The organism is Pseudarthrobacter sp. KH_020_B, from assembly GCF_057840185.1.
Map to the genome: position 1 here is coordinate 1,251,694 of NZ_CM174506.1, position 20,601 is coordinate 1,272,294.

Sequence of the window (20,601 nt, forward strand, 5' to 3'; positions counted from 1 at the left end):
CACGCAGGAAGGAGGTCCGTCATGGCCGCACAACGCACCATGGCCGAATCCACCCTGCTCAGCGCCGGCCTTCTGGCCGCAGTCCTCGCGCTCATCGCCGGGATACTGGGCATGCACGTGCTGACCGGCACCCATTCGCTGCACGCGGCCGCGACCGTGTCCGGGGCAGACGCTGCCGCTGCCGCTGCAAGCCCCGGGGCCTCCGGACATACCGGCCATGGGGCCGCACCGCAGGAAACTGCCGCGCTGCAGGAACCGCGTGCCTTGAGTGGTGCCGCCTCCCCGGCGCAGTGCTCCTGCTCAGGGAACTGCTCGAGCCAGCACGCCATGACCGCCTCCTGCATCCCCTCCGTGGCAGCAGGTGGCCTCTCTGCGCCCCCGGCAAACGACACCGCCTCAATCGCGGCGCGGGTCCAGGCCCCAACCACCATGAACCAGGGCCTTTGGTCCTACCGCCCCGGCAGTCCTTCACCGGGTGAATTGTCCATCAGCAGAACGTAGACACAATGTCGGCCCGCGCCCTGCCCGGGCTACCTCCCTGGTAGACGACAGCCTCCAGTGGCTGTCGGACGCTCCGCTGTTGCACACCCACCCTTTGCGGGCGCCTGCGCGCCCCTCCAATTCCTTTGAAGGACCTGACACTCATGAACACGAAGAAGTTTTTGCCCCTCGCCGCCACTTCCATCGCAGCGGCCATCGCCCTCGCCGGCTGCGGAACCGGTAATTCGGGATCGTCCGGGACGTCCGCACCGGGTATGCACCACGGCAGCTCATCCAGCCCGGCCGCGGCCGCGGACCATAACGCAGCGGACGCCACGTTCGCCCAGATGATGATCCCGCACCACGCCCAGGCCGTTCAGATGAGCGAGGTGATCCTGAAGAAGCAGGACATTCCTGCTGAGGTCACAGCCCTCGCTACCCGGATCAAGGAGGCGCAGGGTCCGGAAATCGAAAAAATGACCGGCTGGTTGACGGGCTGGAACGAGTCAACGCAGATGCCCACCGGGCACAGCATGGAAGGCATGATGGGCGCCGACGACATGACAAAGCTGGAGGCAGCCCAGGGGGTTGAAGCAGCGAAGCTCTTCCTGACCCAGATGATCGCCCATCACGAAGGTGCCGTGACGATGGCCAAGACCGAGAGCACGGACGGCAAGGATGCAGAGGCGGTCAAGCTCAGTGAAGACATCGTGAGCGCACAGGAAGCCGAGATCCAGGAAATGCAGACGCTGCTGGCCACCCTCTAGGCAGCGCTACCGGCCGCCGGTCCCGTCCCCTGTCGGCGGGACCGGCGCCCCGCATACCCGAATTCCCCAACCTGGAGGTTCCCATGCAATTTTTCACCCCCGCGACATCCCGCACCGGAGCGATTGTTTCCGGCGCCGCCCTCATCTTCGCCTTGGCCGCCTGCACACCGGCCAGCCCGCCGACGTCCGCAGCTCCGTCCACCCATCGGACCGACAAGGGCCTTCCCAGCAGCCATGTCCACGGACTGACTGTCAGCGGCGACACCGGCCTGGTGCTTCTGGCCACCCACGATGGGCTGTTCGACGTAACAAAGCAGCCCGCCAGCAAGATCGGCGGCACGAACGACCTGATGGGCTTCACCGCCGGAAAGGATGGCGTCTTTTACGCCTCCGGCCACCCCGGCGCGGGCTCGGACCTGCCCAACCCCCTGGGGCTGATCAAGTCCACCGACGGAGGCCGGACCTGGGAGCAGCTCTCACGGCAGGGCAAATCCGACTTCCACGCCATGGCAGCCACAAGATCCGGGATCGTCGCGTTCGACGGGGAACTGCGCAGCAGCCCCGACGGGAAGACCTGGAACACCGTAGCCGCGGTGTTCGCACCTGCCGTCCTGGCCGGGCACCCCGACAGCGACACCGTACTGGCCACCACCACGGACGGCATCCAACGCTCCACCGACGGCGGCGCCACCTGGACGCTCGATAAGTCCGGCCCGGTGATCCAGTACGCTGCCTTCGCAAAGCCTGCCGAAGCGGCCGGAGTTGCCCCTGACGGTATCACCTACTATTCGGCCGACGCAGGTGCGACCTGGACCAAGAAGGGCCGGATCGACGGCGAAGTCCTGGCCATAGCGGCCAGCAAAGACGCCGACGGGAACATGCGGATCTGGGCTGCGACACCCGACGGGATCGTTGTTTCCGCGGACGGCGGCACGAGTTTCCACCCCGCGGACGCCGCCTGAAACAGGAGCCACCAGGGGTTGAATCCGCCGGAGACCGGCGGGAAGGCCGGAGCATGAAAACTGCCTTGGCCAATGCCTCAGGAGACGGCCGACCGGCAATCAAACCAAGGCATGGCGACCGGTAGGCACGCCGTCATTCAGAGTCGAATAGTGAACTTTCGAGTAGACGTCGCGACCAGGAGAGCCTGTCGAAGCCCGGTCCGGCGGCCCGGCCGTGACACCATGGGACACGATGAAACTGCGCGCTGATCAGACCGGAGACCGTGGCCTTCCCATGCCCTTGTGGCTGCAGGGAGCTCTCGAAACGGCGCAGGCTGCCGTCATCTCCGCGCTCCTCGCGGTGGTTCCCATTGTGGCCGTCTGGGCCACCGCTGGCTTCCAGGACGCCGCGTTTGATGCCTTGGCCCGTCTCGCCGGCCAAGGCTGGCTGCTGATTCACGGCGTGCCGCTCGAGCTCGCCGTCGTGTCCGGCGAGGCAGGTGCCGCCGGCAATTCAGGCTCCGGCCTGATGACCCTGGTGCCCCTCGGCCTGACCCTGATCCCGTTCCTCCTCGCCTGGCGTGCGGGGCGGCGCCTGGCCAGGGCCTCCTATACGGACCAGCTGTGGCAGGCGCTGCTTGGATCCTGGGTGGTCTACTCGGCATTCGGCGCGGCCACCGGCTTTGTGTGCCGCACGGCCGACGTCGTCATTAACATCTGGTTCGCGATGCTCATCCCGCTGATCCCGTTCGCCCTTGGCATGGTGATCGGCGCCCGCCGCGAGGCAGGCTCGTGGAGCCGGCTGATCGGCGTCGACGCGGTCGATTGGATCTCGCGCACCAGCCAGCATTCCCGCTGGGCCGGCTCCTATTTGGGGTCCGCGGCGAAGGCGGGCTGCGTGGCTCTTCTGGCATCGCTTGCGCTCGCGGGTGTGCTCCTGGCGGTGGACCTCTTTATCCACTGGAACCTCGTAATTGCCGTCTATGAAGCGCTCGACGCCGGCGCGGTAGGGGGTGCGGCGCTCACCATTGCGCAGCTTGGGTATTTGCCCAACCTCGTGGTTTTTGCGCTGGCATGGGTCTCCGGCTCGGGCTTCGCCCTGGGCGCGGGCTCGCAGGTGGGTCCGCTGGGCACGGCCACCGGGCCGCTGCCGTCCATCCCGGTCTTCGCCGCCATCCCGTCAGGCCCGCTGGACTACGGGTTCGTGGCGCTGGTGCTGCCCGTTCTGGCGGGTATCCTGGCCGGCTGGTGGTTCCTGCGCGAAGGCGAAAACCACTTCGACGAGTGGCTCTCCATCAAAATTGGCGCGCGCTGGTTCACGGCCACGGTGTCCACGCTGGCCCTCGGCGCGCTGGTCGGGGTTGTATCCGGGCTGCTGGCCGCCGGACTGGCCTGGCTGGCCCGCGGCTCCGCCGGACTGGGCCGCCTCACCGCCATCGGACCCGACCCCTTGTGGATGGGACTCTGGATTGCCGCGGAGGTGGGCATCGGCGTCGTAATCGGTTATGCGGCTGGACCGTGGCTGGAACGCCAGCAGCACGTGGATGAGGAAGCGGAACTGGCCCGCTGATCTTCCGTTGCTGTTGCTGCTGGCGTGGTTGCTACGGGAGCCCCGGCAGCGAGCTTTCCAGCTGGACCCGGCAATTGGAGAGCGCCTGGTCGGTGATGGCCAGCCGCGAGCAGGTCTGGAAGTCCTGGACCTGGCGGAAAAACAGGGCCGTCGCCAGGATAACCAGCAGCATGATCAGCGACACCACCAGCCCCGAGATGGTGCCGAACAGGACCAGCCTTGACTCCTTGAGCCTGGCCGACCGGACCAGCAGGAGGACACCCAGCACAAAGCTCGCGGCGGTCAGGATACCGGTGAGCCAGAGGTAGCTGACGTCGAGCTGGTAGACGAAGAAAGCGCCCAGCACGGTGACAATGAAGATCCGGAACAGATTGCGGGTTTTGGCGAGCGAGCTTTTGGCGTCGTCGCTGAGCGGCGGTTTGGTCCGCTGTTGGCCAGCCGGTTCCGGGGTGTTGTTCATGTTTTCCAGCCTACGCGAGCGTGCCCATAAGCTAGACCCATGCGCATCGTAGTCCTCGTTTCCGGTACCGGGTCCAATCTCCAGTCAGTCATCGACGCCGTCAAGGCAGGGGAGCTGGACGTGGAAATCGCAGCGGTGGGTGCCGACCGGGAGGGGACCTACGGCGTCGAACGCTCCTCGGAAGCCGGGCTGGAGACGTTTGTGGTCAACTTCAACTCCTTCCCCACTCGCGAGGAATGGGATGCCGCACTGACCGCCCGCGTCGCTTCCTACGCCCCGGACGTGGTGGTCTCATCCGGGTTTATGCGCATCGTCAGCGCCGATTTCATCAAGGCCTTCCACGGCAAGTACCTCAACACGCACCCCGCCCTGCTGCCTGCTTTCCCCGGCGCCCACGGCGTCCGCGATGCCATGGCCTACGGCGTGAAGGTCACCGGCTGCACGGTGCACTGGGCCGACGCCGGGGTGGACACCGGGCCCATCATCGCCCAGGAAGCCGTCACGATTGAACCGCGGGACACCGAGGAATCCCTGCACGAACGCATCAAGGTGGTGGAGCGCCGCCTCCTGATCAACACCCTGGCCACCCTCGCCGCCGCCTCCTAAGGACGCACTGATTATTTAGTTGGTGTGTCGCCTGGTTTGAGGGTGTAGTTCCATTCGGGGTGCCATTCGTGTCTGTTCAGGGTTCCGCTGGTCTCTAGTGAGGTCATTTCGTGGTCTGGTATTTTCACGCCGGTGGGGTACTGTCCTGTGTCGAGTTCGGCCCGGACGGTGAGGCCTGTTTTGGTGGTGGTCGCGGCGATGGAGTTGACGATGACTTCGTGGCTGGACAGAGGCCGGCCGCGCCAGTTCATCGAGATGTGGGAGAAGAGCTTGTGCTCTATTTTGTTCCATTTGCTGGTGCCCGGGGGCAGGTGGCAGACGGTGATTTCCAGGCCGGTCTCGGCGGCCAGGGCGGCGAGTTCGGTCTTCCAGAGCCGGGTGCGGTAGCCGTTGGATCCGCCGCCGTCGGCGGTGATCAGCAGGCGGTTCGCCTGCGGGTGGGCGGGTTGGCCGGCGGTGTTCCACCAGGAGCGGATGGTGTTCACGGCGAAGGCTGCGGTGTCGTGGTCGGTGCCCACCGAGACCCATCCGGTGTTCGTTCCCACGTCGTAGACGCCGTAGGGGTTGGCCTTGCCGAGTTCCTTGTCGATGAAGTCGTGGACCTTGACCTGTTCCGGCTCTCCGGCCGGACGCCATTCGGCGCCGTTGTTCTTGTACTGGCCGACGAGTTCCTTCTTTTTGGTGTCGACGCTGATGACCGGCTGGCCCGCGTCCAGGTGCCCGGCGGCCTGGTCGTTGAGGTAGCCGAATTGGCCGTCGCGGTCCGGGTGTTGGCCGCCTTCGAGAGTCTTGGCGTTTGCCTGCAGGCTGAAGCCGTTGTCCTTGAGCAGTTTCGCCACGGTTTCCGCGCCCGCCGGGTGCCCCCTGCCGGTCAGTTCGGCGGCAAGCTTCGCGGTGGAGAGCGTGGTCCAGGACAGTGCCGATTCGGGGTCCCCGCGGCGGGTGGGCTCCACCAATTCCAGCAGGGCCGGGACCAGGCCCGGGTCCTTCTCCACCAGGGTCTTTCGCCCCGCACCGGGCTTGCGGACACGGCCCAGCGGCGCCTCGCCGGCCTCCAGCTCGGCGACGCCCTGCTGGACCCGGGAACGCGCAGCCCCGGACGCCCGGGCGACCGCGGCAATCCCGCCGTGGCCCAGGGAACGCGCCTCCGCTGCCAACAAAAGACGAGTTGAGCGTTCGTCGAGGTGCGGCAGGATCGCATCGAACTTTGCGCGCAAGGCCTCGACGGCTTCAGTGGAAATAGGCATACACCATCATCCCACCAAAAACCGCTAGTAGACGCACTTATTTATCAGCGTGTCCTAACACCCCGCCCCACCCAACTGACTGGCACTTAACGTCCTCATTCGCGGTTTTCACGACGTTGTCTGCCAGTCAGATGCGTGCGGATGATCCGTCCTGTGGATAACTTCTCAGCAGCGGCGAAGAATTTGCAACCATGAGGAATGAGAAATCCTCGCCCCCTACCCATTGAGCTAACCGCAGTGCCCTTCACCGTCTACGAAGCCGCAGCCGCAGGGGTCAGCGCAGGGCGCTTGAGGTATCGCGGGCTGAGCATCCCCAGCCGTGGCGTGCGTTTGCCGGCTCAGCTGGCAGCCGTGGACCCTCTTGCCAAGGTCCGTCCCTATACGATCGTGACTCCGTTTTCGGCAGCCTCCCACGCGACAGCGTTCACGTTGTGGGACTTGCCAGGATTTCTCCCCGGCAGCGACCACGGAAGGATCCACATCTCGCGTCCGGACACGATGGCGATTGTGCGTCGCACCGGAGTGGTTGGGCATGTTGGGCAGTTCTTTGCCGACGAAATTGTCACCCTCAACGGTCTGTTCATCACGTCCCGGACCCGGACGTGGCTGGACTGCGCCCGGAAGATGAGCATTGACGACCTGACTGTGGTTGCCGATCATCTGCTGAGGATTCCCAGGCTTGATTTCGAGGGCAGATCCGAGCCCTACGCAACGCCGGCCGACCTTGCAGAAATGCTCGATCGACACAAGGGAACGCCCGGCATTCAAAAGGCAAGACTTGCCCTGGAGCAGGCACGGATCGGGTCCGACTCCGCTCCGGAAACCAAACTGCGGCTGGCACTGGAGTACCGCGGGCTGCCCGAACCGCAACTGAACGTTCCCCTGGAACTGGGCGCCGGCGTCGTACGTCAACCCGACCTCGCCTATCCGGAACAAAGAGTGGCAGTCGAGTACGACGGCGAAGGCCATTCCGAGACGGCGCAGATCGTCCGGGACATTGCCCGCGAGGAGGACTTTGCCCGGGCGGGATGGTCGATGGTTAGGATCTCCAAACGGCATATGGAGAACGACGCCCGCGCCGCCGTCGCCAAAGTCCGTTCAGCGATGGTGAACCGCGGCTGGTCGCCCAAGTGACTGGCACTTAACGTCGTGAAAAGCGCGAATGACGACGTTTAATGCGAGTCAGTTGGGAGGGCCGGCGCGCTACTCAAGCCGGCGCTGCTTGGTCTCCGGGGAGAAGAACGCCATCCACAGCACGGCCACCAGCACCAACCCACCGGCGAGGGCGAAGGACGTGGCCAGGCCCAGCTCCGGCCAGAAGTAGTTCGCGAATATCAGGGGCCCAAAACCAGCTCCCAGCCGGGAGAACGTTGAGGCCCAGCCGAAGCCGCTGCCGCGAAGCTCCGTGGGATACAGCTCTGCCACATAGGCGTAGAGCACCGGGATGGCTACCTGCACCACAAAGCCGAACACCAGCAGCCAGAACACCGCCGCCGTGGGGATGTCCACCACAATCGCCACGATCACCAGGGTCAAGGCGGACAGCGGGCCGGTAATGGCCAGGATCCATTTGCGGCCCACCCGCTCCACCAGCAGCGCGGCAACAACCACACCCAAGAGCCCCACAGCCGCCATGGACGCCGTGGTCACAAACGCCTTGTATTCGGCGAAGCCCGCGCCGATCAGGATCCGCGGCATCCACGTCAGGGACAGGTAGTAGACCAGCAGGATGCTGAAGAACAGGGCCCATGCCGCGGTGGTGATCTTCCAGTTGAACGCCCACACCAGCCGCAGCTGATGCCAGGCGCTGCCGGCGGAGAGCCGCGGAACTTCCTGCGCGTCGGGCAGGCTGTAGGCGAGCGGTTCGGCGCCGGTGGCCACCACGAGGTCGTCGATGACCTTGGCTGCTTCCTCACGCCGGCCTTTGCGGATGAGGAACAGCGGAGATTCCGGAACGCTGCGCCGGACCCAGAACACCAGGAGCGCGGGCAGCACCATCACCAGCATGGTCAGCCGCCAGTCGCCAAAAATGCCCACCAACGCAGCTGACACAAAGCCGGCAAGGGCCGCGCCCACCGGCCACCAGCCGTCCATTGCGGTGAGGACCTTCCCGCGCTGCTTGCGGGGAGTGAACTCACCCACCAGCGCGTAGTCCACGGGAATGCAGCCGCCCAGACCGAAACCTGCCATAAACCGGAACACGCAGAACCAGATGAAGTCGGGGGAGAAGGCGCCCAGGACGGTGAAGAGCGAGAAGATCAGCAGCGTGGCCGTGAACGCCTTCTTGCGGCCGATGGTGTCCGCGATGGTGCCCCACACAAACGCGCCCAGGGCCATGCCGATCAGGTTCGAAGTCCCCACCCAGGCCACTTCGCCGGGAGCCAGGGCCCAGTGCGTTGAGAGCAGCGGGATGAGGATGCCGTTGAGCGTCACGTCCCAGGCATCGAACATAAAGCCGAGGCCGCCGATCACGAAGATCCTGCCCTGGACTTTCCAACGCCAGGGCAGTTCCTGGACCACCTGTTCGCCGCTGGGCACAGTGGTGTAAGTATTCATCGCAGCCTCCTGTGAAAACTCTAGCCGTGCCCACTGACGTTCACACTGCGGCCGGGAGGCGGGCCAACCGCACAACACGATAAACTGGGCCCATCCCCACCAACCGCGGCACTGTTCCGCGAGATCAGACGGAGACTTTTTGTGAGCGTCACGCAGCCTGACCGTGTATCCATCGACCGTGTTCCCATCCGCCGGGCGCTGATCTCGGTTTACGACAAGACCGGTCTGGAGGATCTCGCCAAGGGCCTGCACGCAGCGGGCGTGAAGATCGTCTCCACTGGTTCCACGGCCAAGAAGATCGCCGCGGCCGGCATCCCGGTCCAGGAAGTCGAAGAAGTCACCGGTTCCCCGGAAATGCTGGACGGCCGCGTCAAGACCCTGCACCCGCGCGTCCACGGCGGCATCCTCGCGGACCGCCGCGTCCCCGCGCACATGGAAACCCTCGCAGGCATGGAGATTGAAACCTTCGACCTGGTGGTTGTAAACCTCTACCCGTTCGTTGAGACCGTGAAGTCCGGCGCCGCGCAGGACGATGTCGTTGAACAGATCGACATCGGCGGCCCCGCCATGGTGCGCTCGGCAGCGAAGAACCACGCCGCCGTCGCCATTGTTGTTGACCCCACGTTCTACGGCTCCGTGGTCACCGCCGCCGCTGAAGGCGGCTTCGACCTGAAGACCCGACGGCGGCTGGCCGCCAAGGCGTTCGCGCACACCGCGTCCTACGACAACGCCGTGGCCACATGGACTGCCAGCCAGTTCCTGGACGAAGACGGCGACGGCGTCATCGACTGGCCTGCCTACGCCGGCCTGTCGCTGGAGCGCTCCGAGGTCCTCCGCTACGGCGAAAACCCGCACCAGCAGGCCGCGCTCTACGTGGACAAGGCCGCCCCGGCCGGCATCGCGCAGGCCGACCAGCTGCACGGCAAGGCCATGAGCTACAACAACTTCGTCGACGCCGACGCCGCCCTCCGCGCCGCGTTCGACTTCGCCGAGCCCGCCGTCGCCATCATCAAGCACGCCAACCCGTGCGGTGTTGCCGTCGGTTCCGCTGATGCTGCCGACCCGATCGCCGACGCCCACGCCAAGGCCCACGCCTGCGACCCGGTCTCCGCGTTCGGCGGCGTCATCGCTGCCAACCGCACAGTCACCGCCGCCATGGCCGAGACCGTTGCCGGCATCTTCACCGAGGTTGTCATCGCCCCGGCCTTCGAGCCGGAAGCCGTGGAGATCCTCGCCAAGAAGAAGAACATCCGCCTGCTGGCCCTGCCCGAAGGCTACGACCGCTACCCGGCCGAAATGCGCCAGGTATCAGGCGGTGTGCTGGTCCAGATGAGCGACAAGGTGGACGCCGACGGCGACAACCCCGCCAACTGGACGCTCGCCGCCGGCGAAGCCGCTGACGAAAAGACCCTCGCGGACCTGGCCTTCGCGTGGACCGCGTGCCGTGCGGCCAAGTCCAACGCCATCCTGCTGGCCAACCACGGCGCCGCCGTGGGCATCGGCATGGGCCAGGTCAACCGCCTCGACTCCTGCAAACTCGCCGTCGAGCGGGCCAACGCGCTGGGCGTTTCGGTGGAGTCCGACGTCGAAGGTGCCGGCGGTGCGTCAAACGCCGACGCGACTGGCGCACCCGAGCGCGCCCGCGGCGCCGTCGCAGCCTCAGACGCGTTCTTCCCGTTCGCTGACGGCCTGCAGATCCTGATCGACGCCGGCGTCCGTGCCGTGGTCCAGCCGGGCGGTTCCGTCCGGGATGAGGAAGTCGTAGCCGCGGCCAACGCGGCCGGCGTCACCATGTACTTCACGGGTGCCCGCCACTTCTTCCACTAAGAAACGTCGACGGCGCCTGTCCCTGATGGGGGGACAGACGCCGTCGGGCCTTAACGGGCAGCTAGGAAGGACGTGGTGCCGGGTCCGCGCCCCGCTGCATGAGGCGCGGACCCCCTTCCGGAAGCCGAAGCTCCCGGGGCTTGGCGTCGGCCATTCGCTGTTTGGTCCAGTACTCGAGGATCTCCTCGTGGGTTTGGGCCGATTTGCTGTGGCTGACGGTTCCGTTCCCGGAGTCCTCGTCAGGCGAGGATTTCCTAGGCTGCTGCGGCAATGTCGTAGGTCTCCCTGATGGCGGCGCCCCAGTATGGGCCGTACATCACCGGTGCCGGGGTGTAGCCGTAACTGTTGATGGAGTTCTGGAAGCCGTCGGAACCGCTGCCGATGAACCAGGGGCCACCGGAAGAGCCGCCGGTCATGTCGCACGGGATGCCCTGGGTATTGAACTGCTGGTTGTTGGTGTCTTTGGTGGCCGTGCCGGTGCAGCTCCAGAGCCGTTCGCCGTTGAAGGGCTTGGCGGCAGGATAGCCGTGGGAGGTGTAGTTAAGGCCGCGGTCTTCATTGAATGCCACGCCGGAGCCCCCGACGACGTCGGTCAGGAACTCGCCGCCAAGCTGATTCATGACCGCAAAGCCGGTGTCATAGCTGATGTCCCCGGAGTCCTCCCACTGGGCGGTTGTGTAAAGCGCCTTGGCTGTCCAGGTTCCGTATGGCCTGGCGCCATTCTCGTAGGCCGGTACAAAGACGAAATTGGTGGCGAACGCGTCGGGTCCTTCATTAACACAGTGCCCGGCCGTCACCACTGTGCTCTTGTTCCCCGAGGCCACGGCATTTCCGGAGCAGACGTAGTTTGAGCCGCCGAGGGTGAAGAATACCTTGCCGATGTGGTCCACCGGGGTCGCAGCCTTGGCGATGGTTGGCTTGCCGCTGGTCCCCTTCACCTTGGTTTTTGGTCCCTTTTGCACCGTGGCCTCGCTGGAGGTGTTGCCGCGATCCAGTGCCTTCCCGGCGAGGACGTCGCCGGGAATCGCGGCGCGCATACGCTCTTCTGTCCAGTAGTCCGCAGCGCCGGTGCCGTCAACGGTTGCGCTGGCAACTGATGGCGCTGCTTTATCGTCCGACGCCGATGGGGCAGCGTGTGCGCCCCCGGCGCCCACCAGCGCCAAGATGGCAGCTGCCGAGAGGCTCAGGAGGCCGGCAGCAACGGACCTGGTACGCGTCATTGTTTTCCTGTCTAAAACTGGGTGAAGGCGTGCCCAAGAGAACCCACCGCGTGACTCATGTAACCTATCGAGGCATGACAATTTTGTAAATAGTAGTGACGCATCAAGTATGGTCCGCCAAAACGGCCCGGATCTGCTGGAAGCTGTGCGCCGCTCTGGTAAAAACCGTTGCCGAAGGGTATTTTTCTCTATACAGTGACATGTCCGATCTGGGCTCCGGACTCTTAACGAATTGGGGTCCCTCGTGAGTGCTTTCTGGAAGTCCGCCAAAAAGTCCGCCGTGAACGGCAGGCATGTTACCGCCGACAGCGGCAAAAGTGCCGCCCCTGACGTCGAGTCCTACGCTGCAGCCGTTCAACTGCGCGACGTCGACCCCGTCCATTCGTTCACAGCGACCGAAGAGTTGCGGCGTCAGGACGCCAAGTACGTGCAGCTCTGGCCCAGTGACATTCCGCACAAGCGGCGCTGACCGAACGCACACCTGAGCCGGCTCTGCCGGAAGTAGCCCCCGACGGCGGCTGGCCGCCCGGGGTGCGCTCCGCCGTCGGGCGTTCCGCCATGCCCCAATCCGCTGTAATGCAGGGCCACCCGACCGTCCCGGTAGGGTTCAAAGCCGTGTCCTCGGGTAAGTTAGGGGAGGTGAAATAGAACAAATTTCCAAAAAAATCAGCCGACCTCCAGGGAGACGCCCGCGCATGTCCAAGATTATCTATACCCACACCGACGAAGCGCCGATGCTGGCTACGTATTCGTTCTTGCCGATCATCGAAGCGTTTGCTTCGACCGCAGGTGTGGAGGTGGAGACCCGTGACATTTCGCTCGCAGGGCGCATCATCTCCGTGTTCGGTGACTACCTCACCCCGGAACAGCAGATCGGTGACGCCCTTGCTGAACTCGGTGAACTGGCAAAGACGCCGGACGCCAACATCATCAAGCTGCCCAACATCAGCGCTTCCATCCCGCAGCTGAAGGCCGCCGTGGCCGAGCTCCAGGGCCAGGGCTACAACCTCCCCGATTACCCGGACAACCCCTCCTCGGACGAGGAAACGGCCATCCGCTCCCGTTACGACAAGATCAAGGGCTCCGCCGTGAACCCGGTCCTGCGCGAGGGAAACTCGGACCGCCGTGCGCCGCTGTCCGTCAAGAACTACGCCCGCCAGAACCCGCACTCCATGGGTGCCTGGTCTGCGGATTCCAAGACCAACGTTGCCCATATGACCGCTGACGACTTCCGCGCGAACGAGAAGTCCGTGGTCATCGGGTCCGCCGGCACCATTGCCATCCAGCTGGTCCGCGAAGACGGCTCGGTCAAGGTCCTGAAGAAGGCCTTCCCCGTGCTGGCCGGCGAAGTCATCGACGGCACTGTTATGCGCGCCGCGGCGCTGGACGAGTTCCTGGCAGCCCAGGTAGTCCGCGCCAAGGAAGAGGGCGTCCTGTTCTCCGCGCACCTGAAGGCCACCATGATGAAGGTCTCGGACCCCATCATCTTCGGCCACGTGGTCAAGGCCTACTTCTCCGAACTGTTCGAGACCTACGGCAAGCAGCTCACCGCCGCCGGCCTGAGCCCCAACAACGGCCTGGCCGCCATCCTGAGCGGCCTTGAGGAACTGCCGGAGGACGTCCGTGAAGGCGTGAAGGCGCTCATCCAGAAGGGCCTCGACGACGGCCCGGCCCTGGCCATGGTGGACTCGGACAAGGGCATCACCAGCCTCAACGTGCCCTCCGACATCATCGTGGACGCTTCGATGCCCGCCATGATCCGCTCCTCCGGCCACATGTGGGGCCCGGACGGCCAGGAAGCCGACACTCTGGCTGTCCTTCCGGACAGCTCCTACGCCGGCATCTACCAGGTTGTTGTGGACGACTGCCGCGCCCACGGCGCCTTCGATCCCACCACCATGGGCACCGTCCCGAACGTCGGCCTGATGGCCCAGGCCGCCGAGGAATACGGCAGCCACGACAAGACGTTCGAGATCCAGGAAGCCGGCACCGTCCAGATCGTGGACGGTTCCGGAGCTATCCTGATCGAACATGAGGTTGCCCCGGGTGACATCTGGCGCGCCTGCCAGACCAAGGATGCCCCCATCCGCGACTGGGTCAAGCTGGCCGTCACGCGCGCCCGCGCCTCCAAGACGCCTGCAGTCTTCTGGCTGGACGAGACCCGCGCGCACGACACCAACCTCATCGCCAAGGTCAACGAATACCTCAAGGACCACGACACCGAGGGCCTGCAGATCGAAATCATGTCCCCGGTGAAGGCCACTGCCTTCACCCTGGAGCGCATCCGCAAGGGCGAGGACACCATCTCGGTCTCCGGCAACGTGCTCCGCGACTACCTCACGGACCTGTTCCCTATCCTGGAACTGGGCACCAGCGCCAAGATGCTCTCGGTTGTTCCGCTGATGAACGGTGGCGGACTCTTCGAGACCGGCGCTGGCGGATCTGCCCCGAAGCACGTCCAGCAGCTGCTCAAGGAAAACCACCTGCGCTGGGACAGCCTGGGTGAATTCCTGGCTCTGGCCGTCAGCTTCGAGCACCTGGCCACCACCACGGACAACGCCCGCGCGCAGGTCCTGGCCGACACCCTGGACAAGGCCACGGGAACCTTCCTGCTGGAAAACAAGTCCCCGAGCCGCCGCGCCGGCGAGCTGGACAACCGTGGCAGCCACTACTTCCTCGCCCGCTTCTGGGCCGAGGAACTGGCCAAGCAGACCGAGGACGCGGAGCTGGCGGAATCGTTCGCGGCTGTGGCCAAGGAGCTTTCCTCCAACGAGGACACCATCGTGGGCGAACTGGCCGCGGTGCAGGGCTCAGCGGTGGACGTCGGCGGTTACTACCGTCCGGACGAGGCCAAGGCCTCCGCCGTGATGCGTCCGTCCGCCACGCTGAACAAGGTCATCGCGACCCTGAACTAAGCGGAAACGAACGTTGGGAGGCTGCGCCCCGGGAAACCGGGGCGCCGCCTCTTCTCGTCTAGGCGACGGGACCGGATGAAGCTCGGGTGAGTCAATACACGGATGGGCCGTCCGTCTGCCCGTCAGTCGTCGTCCTGGCCTTTGCCTTTACTACCCTTGCCGTCGGTGGGCGCGGGAGCTGCCGGAGTGGGGGTCACCTTGGCGGCTTCAGCCGCAGCGGCGTCCGCCTCAGCCTTCGCTGCTGCGGCGTCGGCTACGGCCTTGGCCGCCGTCAGGTCTGCGCGGACGGCAGCGGTGGCCGTCATGATGCTGCGCCGGCGTTCCTCCGAAACCTGCCCGGTCCCCACGGCGCGGGCCAGATCTGCCTCGAGGCTATCCAAGGCTGCCAGTCCGCCGGCGGCGTCATTAATGGCTGCGGCCTGGCTGACGCCGAGGACTCGTTGCTGGAGTTGCCGGGCGGTGTCGCGTTGAAGGCCGGACCCGGCAGGACCGCACCCGGCCAGGGAGCCTGCGAGCAGAACCGCGGACGCAGCTGTCAGGCCTTTCGCAGCTGCAGCACGCCAGCGGATACTCTGGGCACGGCTCATGGTTCCACGCTCTCCTGAAGTTCCTTGAGGTGGTCGCCCAAGGTGCCGGTGACGGCGGGGTAAGGAACGACGTCGGGCGTTGGCTGAGGTGCCAGGCTGAAAGTCAGCGCCGTTGCGGCTGCTCCAGCGGCGAGCACGCCCAACGCGATAACCGTCCAGAACCGCCTTCCGGCGTGGCGGAGACGGGACAAGTCCGGGACCCAGCCGCGCGAGCCGGAACCGCTGGCGACGTCCGGTTGGCTCCTGCTGGCCCGGCCTGCCGGCAGGTCTGATTCCGCGGTGATGGCGATCGACGGCTGCCTGAACGGCATGGCCGGGAGCACTCGGGTGGTCTCCGGTGCGAGCTCGCCCGGTGCGGACACCGGTGATACCAGGGCCTGACGCAGAACGGATTCAACCTCGGCCGCGGTAGGGCGTTTCAGCGGTTCGATGGCAGTCATGGAACGGATCAAATTAGCCCACTCCGCCGGAACCTCAGCAGGCACCTCCGGCGCCCGGTGCAACCGGGCTACAGCGGATTCGACCGCGCTGCCCGGGAACTCAACGGTCTGCTTGACGCATTCCAGCAGTACCAGACCCAGCGAGTAGATATCAGTGGCGGGCGACAGGGGAGAACCCATGGCCTGCTCCGGACTGAGATACGCGGCCGTCCCCACCATGGTTCCCGTGGCGGTTAGCGGGGCTGAATCCGCCATCCTGGCGATGCCAAAATCCGTGAGTTTGGGTCGCAAAGGTTCACCCGGACGGATCTGCACCAGCAGGATGTTGCCGGGCTTGATGTCACGGTGGATGATGCCCAGGCTGTGCACGTAGGCCAGCGCGTCAGCTACGCCGGCCCCGGTGACTGCAAGCTCGTCCAAGGGAACGGTACTGTGCCTGATCCGGCTTCGGAGGTCCTGGCCCTCCACGAGTTCCATGGTCAGGAACGGGCGAGGTTCGTCCAGGACGCGCGTATCGATGCCTGCGTCGAACAGCGTGACCAGGCTGGGATGGTTGAGCGTCGCCAGCAGCTGGATTTCGGCTTCCTGGCGCTTGAGTTCGTTGGCGTCCGGTGCCTGGGGGGCAAAGAGTTTCAGGGCGACATCCCGGCCCAGGTTTTCATCCCGGGCGCGGTAGACGGATGACATGCCGCCGCGGCCGATGACCTCTCCCAGCCGGTACCGTCCGCCGAGCACTTCATTCCTGATGGAGCTAGGCGAATCCGCCACCATGACCAGTTCCTCCCGGTGCGCTGCGGCACTATTCGTCCTCAATAATACCGGCCGGTAGCGCATCCCTCATGCCGTCTGCCGGCACACCGGCGGCCCGGCTGAGAAGTGAATGGGACTTTCTCAGCCGGACCTCCGGTCACAAGGGACAAGTGCTGGTAGCTTAGCTCTCCGGTGACCACCTCCTATTCGTAAAAGCCGGCTCTGCCGCGAACGGCGGAGCCTGTGCGTTGACGGTCTTAGGCGTCGCAGTCCGCTGAGTGCAGAATCCCATTAGGCCTTCCGGCGCCGCTTGAGCATCACCAGTCCGGCAAGCAGCAGGATGATGGCGAGGGGGATCAATGAAGCATCCATGCCCGTCTTGGCGAGCGTGGCTGTGCCGCCCTGGCCTGTGGTGCCGCCGGTGCCCGTGGTGCTGCTGGTGGTGCTGCCTGCAGCGGATACCGAACCCGTGGTGGTGCCGGCAGGCACAACGCTGATACCGGTTGTGCCAGCTCCCGTAGTTCCTGTAGTTCCGGTTCCCGGGTCCGTGGTTCCTGTAGGTCCGGTTCCCGGGTCCGTGGTGCCGGTAGTTCCGGTACCTGGGTCCGTGGTGCCGGAAGTTCCGGTACCGAGGTCCGTGGTGTCCGTGTCACCGGTCGTGCCGGTTCCCGGGTCCGTGGTGTCCGTGCCGGGCGTTTCCGTACCCGGGGTTCCACAGCCACCCGTGCCGCCGCCGATGATGACGCATGCAGCAATATCAACATTCGCGTCGTCAAGGTTGCCGGTGTCCAGGCCCAGATCGATATCAACAACGGTATCCAAGCCGCCGTTGGTGCCGTCGAGGAGGTTGCCTCCGAGGTTGACGTCGGCTGCTGCGGCTACGTCGGCGGTGGTTCCGCTACCGTCCGTGCCGCCGAGGACGTTGTCGCCAAGGCCAGCGTTGACGTCGACGACGGCGGCTACGTCAGCGGTGGTGCTGTCGGTCCCGCCGCCGTTCGTGTTGCCGAGAAGGCCGTCGCCAAGGCCAAGATTGAGGCCGACTACAGCGGCGACATCCGCTTCATCTGACGTCGTTGAGCCACCCAGCAGGCCCAACGACGTCGTGTTGGCGGATGTCGCCGCTGAGACCAGAGCGGATGCCGAAAGTTCCGGTCCGCTAGTTGTTGCATCCGCGGCACTGGCCGCGGTGGCGCCGAAGGCTAATAGCCCGCCGGCAAAGAGGGTGCTAAGCAGCCCCCTGCGAAGGTTGCAATGCATGATGATGTCTCCAGACAAGTTGTCGTGGGGCGCTGTTGGGCACCCTTAGGCCGTGTCTGCCCATGAAAAGGGCAGCCGGGGGCAACTAGTCAGGAGAAGAACCGGGGTCGAACGACACCGGTGAAGGGGCATGCTGAGATGATCCGCCGATGGGGAAGGATCCCGGAATCGGAAGGTCAAAACCGAACTCGTCCAGCCAGGCAGCGGAGCCTGAGGCGCCGGAGGGCGATGCGCCGCTCCCGGCTCCCGAAGCAGGCCCTGCCGGGGCCGGAGCCGGTGGCGTGGAAGGATCGGCGGTCCAGGAGTCTTCTGCCGGGGCTGCGTGCATTTCTGTGCCGGCCGGAACCGGCAGCGACGACATTCCCGTATCGGACAGCAGGGCCTCGGAAGTGCCGGGGGAGTTAGCTGTGTTGTGCCCTGAAACAGCGGTTGCTGCAGCGGGGGCCGTCGAGATATCCCGGGAAACAGCACTCTCTGCAAGCGGCAGCAGCCCGGGCAGCGTGAGCGGTGAGGACGCAACGGTCGTATCTACCAGATCCACTACGGGCTTCAGGACAGGCTCAAGAACCGGTATGGCATCCGTGAGCGGAGGGGCGACTGTCTCAATCAGGTCTTCTGCAGCGGTGTCCACTACTGCGGCGACGGGGACGGCCACGGCCGAAACGGTGCCCGCCGGGACAACGCTGTTCATCACAGGCACTGCCGCTGCCAGCTGATCCGCAGCACCCGCCACACTTCCTACAACAGGCTGCAGAAGCCCAGACGGAGAGTGGACCGGAGCGCTGGATTCCAGCGGAGGAGCAACGGCGCTGGTCAGCGGAGCTGAAAGGGACGAAACAGATGAAGCGACGCCGCCCAGCAGGGAACCGGATTCGGTTGAAGAGTCTGCCGTCGCGGCGGAAGCGGAAAGTGTCAGCCAGGTAGCGGTCACGGCTCCTGCGAGGAGAAGCGGCCGGAGTGCACGCCAAGGCGAACGAACTTTAGCCATGCGTACCACCCCCAGTACCGTTGAGACCTAACGATTTCAACAGCGTAAGACTCTCGCGTGCAGGAAGTCTAGGGAAATGGAGAATAAATCAAGCAAACTTACTAATTTGTCACTCGATTATCGACAACCAAGCGAAAAGTGTCAAATCAATTTACAAAAAAGTCATAGGCCTGGAGGCAAAGGCCATTCCCCTTCAGTGGGCATCATTCGGGTAGCTGACGCCCAGCTGCCCGCGAACTCCGTCAAAGAGCCGCATTGTCTTGATGGAATCCTCCAACGGCATGACCGGGCTCTCGGTGAGGCCCTGCTGGATGCAGCGGGTCACCTCGCGCAGCTCGTACGTGTAGCCGATGCCAACGACGTCGAACGTCTCCGTGCGCAGGCCCTCCAGTCCGACGCCGATCACCAACTCTCGTGGATTGTTGATGGACCCCACACTCTGGAGGTACCCCAGGCTGCCTGCCACGGTGGCAGTCCGCGGACCGTACGCCAGGAGCGAGGACGTCAGCTGGGCCTGGGCTCCATGGTTGTAGCCGAGCGTCAGAGCATTCTGGGCGTCCACGCCGTCGTCATTAATGAAACCCGTGGCACTGACGGTCTGTGGGAACCCCAGCGTTCCCACTGCCCACAGCAGCGGATAGACCGAGATATCCAGGAGCGCGCCGCCACCGTCCTGCCTGGCCCACAGCCTGGACGTCGGGGAGTACGGCGCGGGAAAGCCCAGGTCAGCGGTCACCCAGTGCACGTCCCCGAGCTCCCCGGACGCGGCAATCTCGAACGCCCGCTGCATGCCCGGGAGGAAGCGGGACCATACTGCCTCCATAAGGAAGAGCTTCCGTTCCCGGGCGAGTGCGACGAGTTCGCTCGCTTCCCTGCCGTTGATGGTGAACGCCTTTTCGCACAGGACGTGCTTGCCGACGTTGAGCGCAGCGAGCACAATCCGGTGGTGCTGCGCGTGTGGCGTGGCGACGTAGACAACGTCCACCGACTCGTCGGCGAGCAGCCGCTGGTAGCCGGGCACGCCGTCGTCGTCCCCGTACGCCTTGGCGAAACCGTAATCCGCCGCGAAACTCCCCGCCGTGCCCTGTGAGCGGGAACTGACAGCATAGAGCTCGGCATCGGAAAGCAGTGCCAGGTCCTGCGACACCGACCGCGCGATCCCGCCGGTGGCTATGACGCCCCACCGCAGGCGTTTTCCGGTGGCGGACCGGGGGTCCTGGTCGGACTGGCTGGACAACCACGGTGTGGCAATGGGCGCGCTCATGGTGCCCATCCTCTCATCCGGACCGGTGCGGGCGTCAGACCAGGGCGCGCGCCGGTTCTTCCGTCAGCCTGCCCTGCTGAAGCCTGAAGCGGCGGTCCGTCTTGTTGGCCAACGCCTTGTCGTGCGTGACCACAAGGATGGTGGTGTTGTGGTCCCGGCTGAGCGAGCTGAGGAGCTCGATGATGTGGTCACCGGTCTGCTCGTCCAGGTTGCCGGTGGGCTCGTCCGCGAGAATCAGCTTGGGTTCGTTGGCGACCGCCCGTGCAATCGCCACGCGCTGCTGCTCGCCACCGGACAGCCGGTTGATGCGCCGCACCTGTTTCTCCGGGTCCAGCTGCACCTGCTCGAGCAACTCCTTGGCCCGGGAAAGCCGCTCAGCCCTGCGCACCCCCGCGAACTCCATGGGCAGCATGACGTTGTCCAACGCGGAAAGGTTGGGGATCAGGTTGAACTGCTGGAAAACGAACCCGATATCCCGGCGCCGGTACTCGGTCAGCTTGCCGTCCGGCATCCCGGCCAGGCTCACGCCGTTGACGACGACGTCTCCGCTGGTGGGTTTGTCCAGCGCACCGAGGAGGGACAACAGTGTGCTCTTGCCGCTGCCGCTTTTACCGACGATGGACGCCAGAGTGCCCTGCTCCAGAACAAAACTTACGTCGTTAACCGGCTTGATGGTGCGGTCGCCGGAGTTGAAAGTGCGGACCAGGTTCTTGACTTCAATCATGG

Annotated in this window: 18 protein-coding genes and 1 pseudogene; 9 read left to right on the forward strand and 10 right to left on the reverse strand. The window is 65.1% G+C overall.

The genetic code is table 11. The annotated features are described in order from the left end of the window. The first annotated feature begins 21 nt into the window (after positions 1 to 21). The 4 genes from AC3IT0_RS05975 (at position 22) to AC3IT0_RS05990 (ending at position 3,758) form a co-directional block, all read left to right on the forward strand. Positions 22 to 501 (forward strand): hypothetical protein, encoded by a 480-nt coding sequence (locus AC3IT0_RS05975; RefSeq protein ID WP_489322848.1) that lies wholly within the window; start codon positions 22 to 24, stop codon positions 499 to 501. 143 nt (positions 502 to 644) lie between these two features. Further along, positions 645 to 1,247, forward strand: coding sequence for a DUF305 domain-containing protein (locus AC3IT0_RS05980; RefSeq protein WP_489322849.1), 603 nt, complete (start codon positions 645 to 647; stop codon positions 1,245 to 1,247). Between the two features lie 83 nt (positions 1,248 to 1,330). After that, complete coding sequence (locus AC3IT0_RS05985) at positions 1,331 to 2,209, forward strand: F510_1955 family glycosylhydrolase (protein WP_489322850.1); 879 nt, start codon at positions 1,331 to 1,333, stop codon at positions 2,207 to 2,209. A 232-nt stretch (positions 2,210 to 2,441) separates the two neighbouring features. After that, the gene (locus AC3IT0_RS05990) at positions 2,442 to 3,758 is read left to right on the forward strand and encodes a cell division protein PerM (protein ID WP_489322851.1); all 1,317 of its coding nucleotides are present in this window, start codon (positions 2,442 to 2,444) and stop codon (positions 3,756 to 3,758) included. A 31-nt stretch (positions 3,759 to 3,789) separates the two neighbouring features. On the opposite strand, the gene AC3IT0_RS05995 is transcribed toward AC3IT0_RS05990, so the two are convergent. Further along, the gene (locus AC3IT0_RS05995; RefSeq protein ID WP_489322852.1) at positions 3,790 to 4,218 is read right to left on the reverse strand and encodes a hypothetical protein; all 429 of its coding nucleotides are present in this window, start codon (positions 4,216 to 4,218) and stop codon (positions 3,790 to 3,792) included. A 39-nt stretch (positions 4,219 to 4,257) separates the two neighbouring features. On the opposite strand from AC3IT0_RS05995, the gene purN reads away from it, so the two are divergent. Then, positions 4,258 to 4,824, forward strand: a complete 567-nt coding sequence (gene purN, locus AC3IT0_RS06000) for a phosphoribosylglycinamide formyltransferase (protein ID WP_489322853.1) — start codon at positions 4,258 to 4,260, stop codon at positions 4,822 to 4,824. 32 nt (positions 4,825 to 4,856) lie between these two features. Here the strand turns inward: purN and AC3IT0_RS06005 are convergent. Further along, positions 4,857 to 6,071 (reverse strand): annotated as a pseudogene (locus AC3IT0_RS06005) (ISAzo13 family transposase); the annotation flags it as partial. A 438-nt stretch (positions 6,072 to 6,509) separates the two neighbouring features. Here AC3IT0_RS06005 and AC3IT0_RS06010 point away from each other — a divergent pair. Next, the gene (locus tag AC3IT0_RS06010; protein ID WP_489322854.1) at positions 6,510 to 7,205 is read left to right on the forward strand and encodes a hypothetical protein; all 696 of its coding nucleotides are present in this window, start codon (positions 6,510 to 6,512) and stop codon (positions 7,203 to 7,205) included. 69 nt (positions 7,206 to 7,274) lie between these two features. Here the strand turns inward: AC3IT0_RS06010 and AC3IT0_RS06015 are convergent, their stop codons facing one another. After that, a complete protein-coding gene (locus AC3IT0_RS06015; protein WP_489322855.1) occupies positions 7,275 to 8,627 on the reverse strand; it encodes an MFS transporter in 1,353 nt (450 codons plus the stop codon). A gap of 141 nt (positions 8,628 to 8,768) precedes the next feature. On the opposite strand from AC3IT0_RS06015, the gene purH reads away from it, so the two are divergent. Further along, positions 8,769 to 10,454: a bifunctional phosphoribosylaminoimidazolecarboxamide formyltransferase/IMP cyclohydrolase gene (purH, locus tag AC3IT0_RS06020; protein WP_489322856.1), complete on the forward strand. Its 1,686-nt coding sequence runs from the start codon at positions 8,769 to 8,771 to the stop codon at positions 10,452 to 10,454. Between the two features lie 254 nt (positions 10,455 to 10,708). Here purH and AC3IT0_RS06025 read toward each other — a convergent pair whose 3' ends face one another. Further along, positions 10,709 to 11,674 carry a trypsin-like serine peptidase gene (locus AC3IT0_RS06025; protein WP_489322857.1) on the reverse strand — a complete coding sequence of 322 codons (966 nt, stop codon included), beginning with the start codon at positions 11,672 to 11,674 and terminating at the stop codon, positions 10,709 to 10,711. A gap of 244 nt (positions 11,675 to 11,918) precedes the next feature. On the opposite strand from AC3IT0_RS06025, the gene AC3IT0_RS06030 reads away from it, so the two are divergent. Both AC3IT0_RS06030 and AC3IT0_RS06035 read left to right on the forward strand, forming a co-directional pair. Beyond that, entirely contained in the window at positions 11,919 to 12,143 is a 225-nt protein-coding gene (locus tag AC3IT0_RS06030; RefSeq protein ID WP_489322858.1) for a hypothetical protein, read from the forward strand. A gap of 226 nt (positions 12,144 to 12,369) precedes the next feature. Further along, complete coding sequence (locus AC3IT0_RS06035; protein WP_489322859.1) at positions 12,370 to 14,589, forward strand: NADP-dependent isocitrate dehydrogenase; 2,220 nt, start codon at positions 12,370 to 12,372, stop codon at positions 14,587 to 14,589. A gap of 122 nt (positions 14,590 to 14,711) precedes the next feature. Here AC3IT0_RS06035 and AC3IT0_RS06040 read toward each other — a convergent pair whose 3' ends face one another. The 6 genes from AC3IT0_RS06040 to AC3IT0_RS06065 form a co-directional block, all read right to left on the reverse strand. Further along, complete coding sequence (locus tag AC3IT0_RS06040; RefSeq protein ID WP_489322860.1) at positions 14,712 to 15,176, reverse strand: hypothetical protein; 465 nt, start codon at positions 15,174 to 15,176, stop codon at positions 14,712 to 14,714. Then, the gene (locus AC3IT0_RS06045; protein WP_489322861.1) at positions 15,173 to 16,387 is read right to left on the reverse strand and encodes a serine/threonine-protein kinase; all 1,215 of its coding nucleotides are present in this window, start codon (positions 16,385 to 16,387) and stop codon (positions 15,173 to 15,175) included. Before AC3IT0_RS06045 ends, AC3IT0_RS06040 begins: the two co-directional genes overlap by 4 nt. Positions 16,388 to 16,657: 270 nt before the next feature. Beyond that, positions 16,658 to 17,623, reverse strand: a complete 966-nt coding sequence (locus tag AC3IT0_RS06050; protein WP_489322862.1) for an LPXTG cell wall anchor domain-containing protein — start codon at positions 17,621 to 17,623, stop codon at positions 16,658 to 16,660. A gap of 85 nt (positions 17,624 to 17,708) precedes the next feature. Further along, positions 17,709 to 18,314 carry a hypothetical protein gene (locus tag AC3IT0_RS06055; RefSeq protein WP_489322863.1) on the reverse strand — a complete coding sequence of 202 codons (606 nt, stop codon included), beginning with the start codon at positions 18,312 to 18,314 and terminating at the stop codon, positions 17,709 to 17,711. A gap of 490 nt (positions 18,315 to 18,804) precedes the next feature. Beyond that, complete coding sequence (locus AC3IT0_RS06060; protein WP_489322864.1) at positions 18,805 to 19,875, reverse strand: Gfo/Idh/MocA family protein; 1,071 nt, start codon at positions 19,873 to 19,875, stop codon at positions 18,805 to 18,807. 34 nt (positions 19,876 to 19,909) lie between these two features. Further along, positions 19,910 to 20,599: an ABC transporter ATP-binding protein gene (locus AC3IT0_RS06065; RefSeq protein WP_489322865.1), complete on the reverse strand. Its 690-nt coding sequence runs from the start codon at positions 20,597 to 20,599 to the stop codon at positions 19,910 to 19,912. Positions 20,600 to 20,601: the final 2 nt, after the last annotated feature.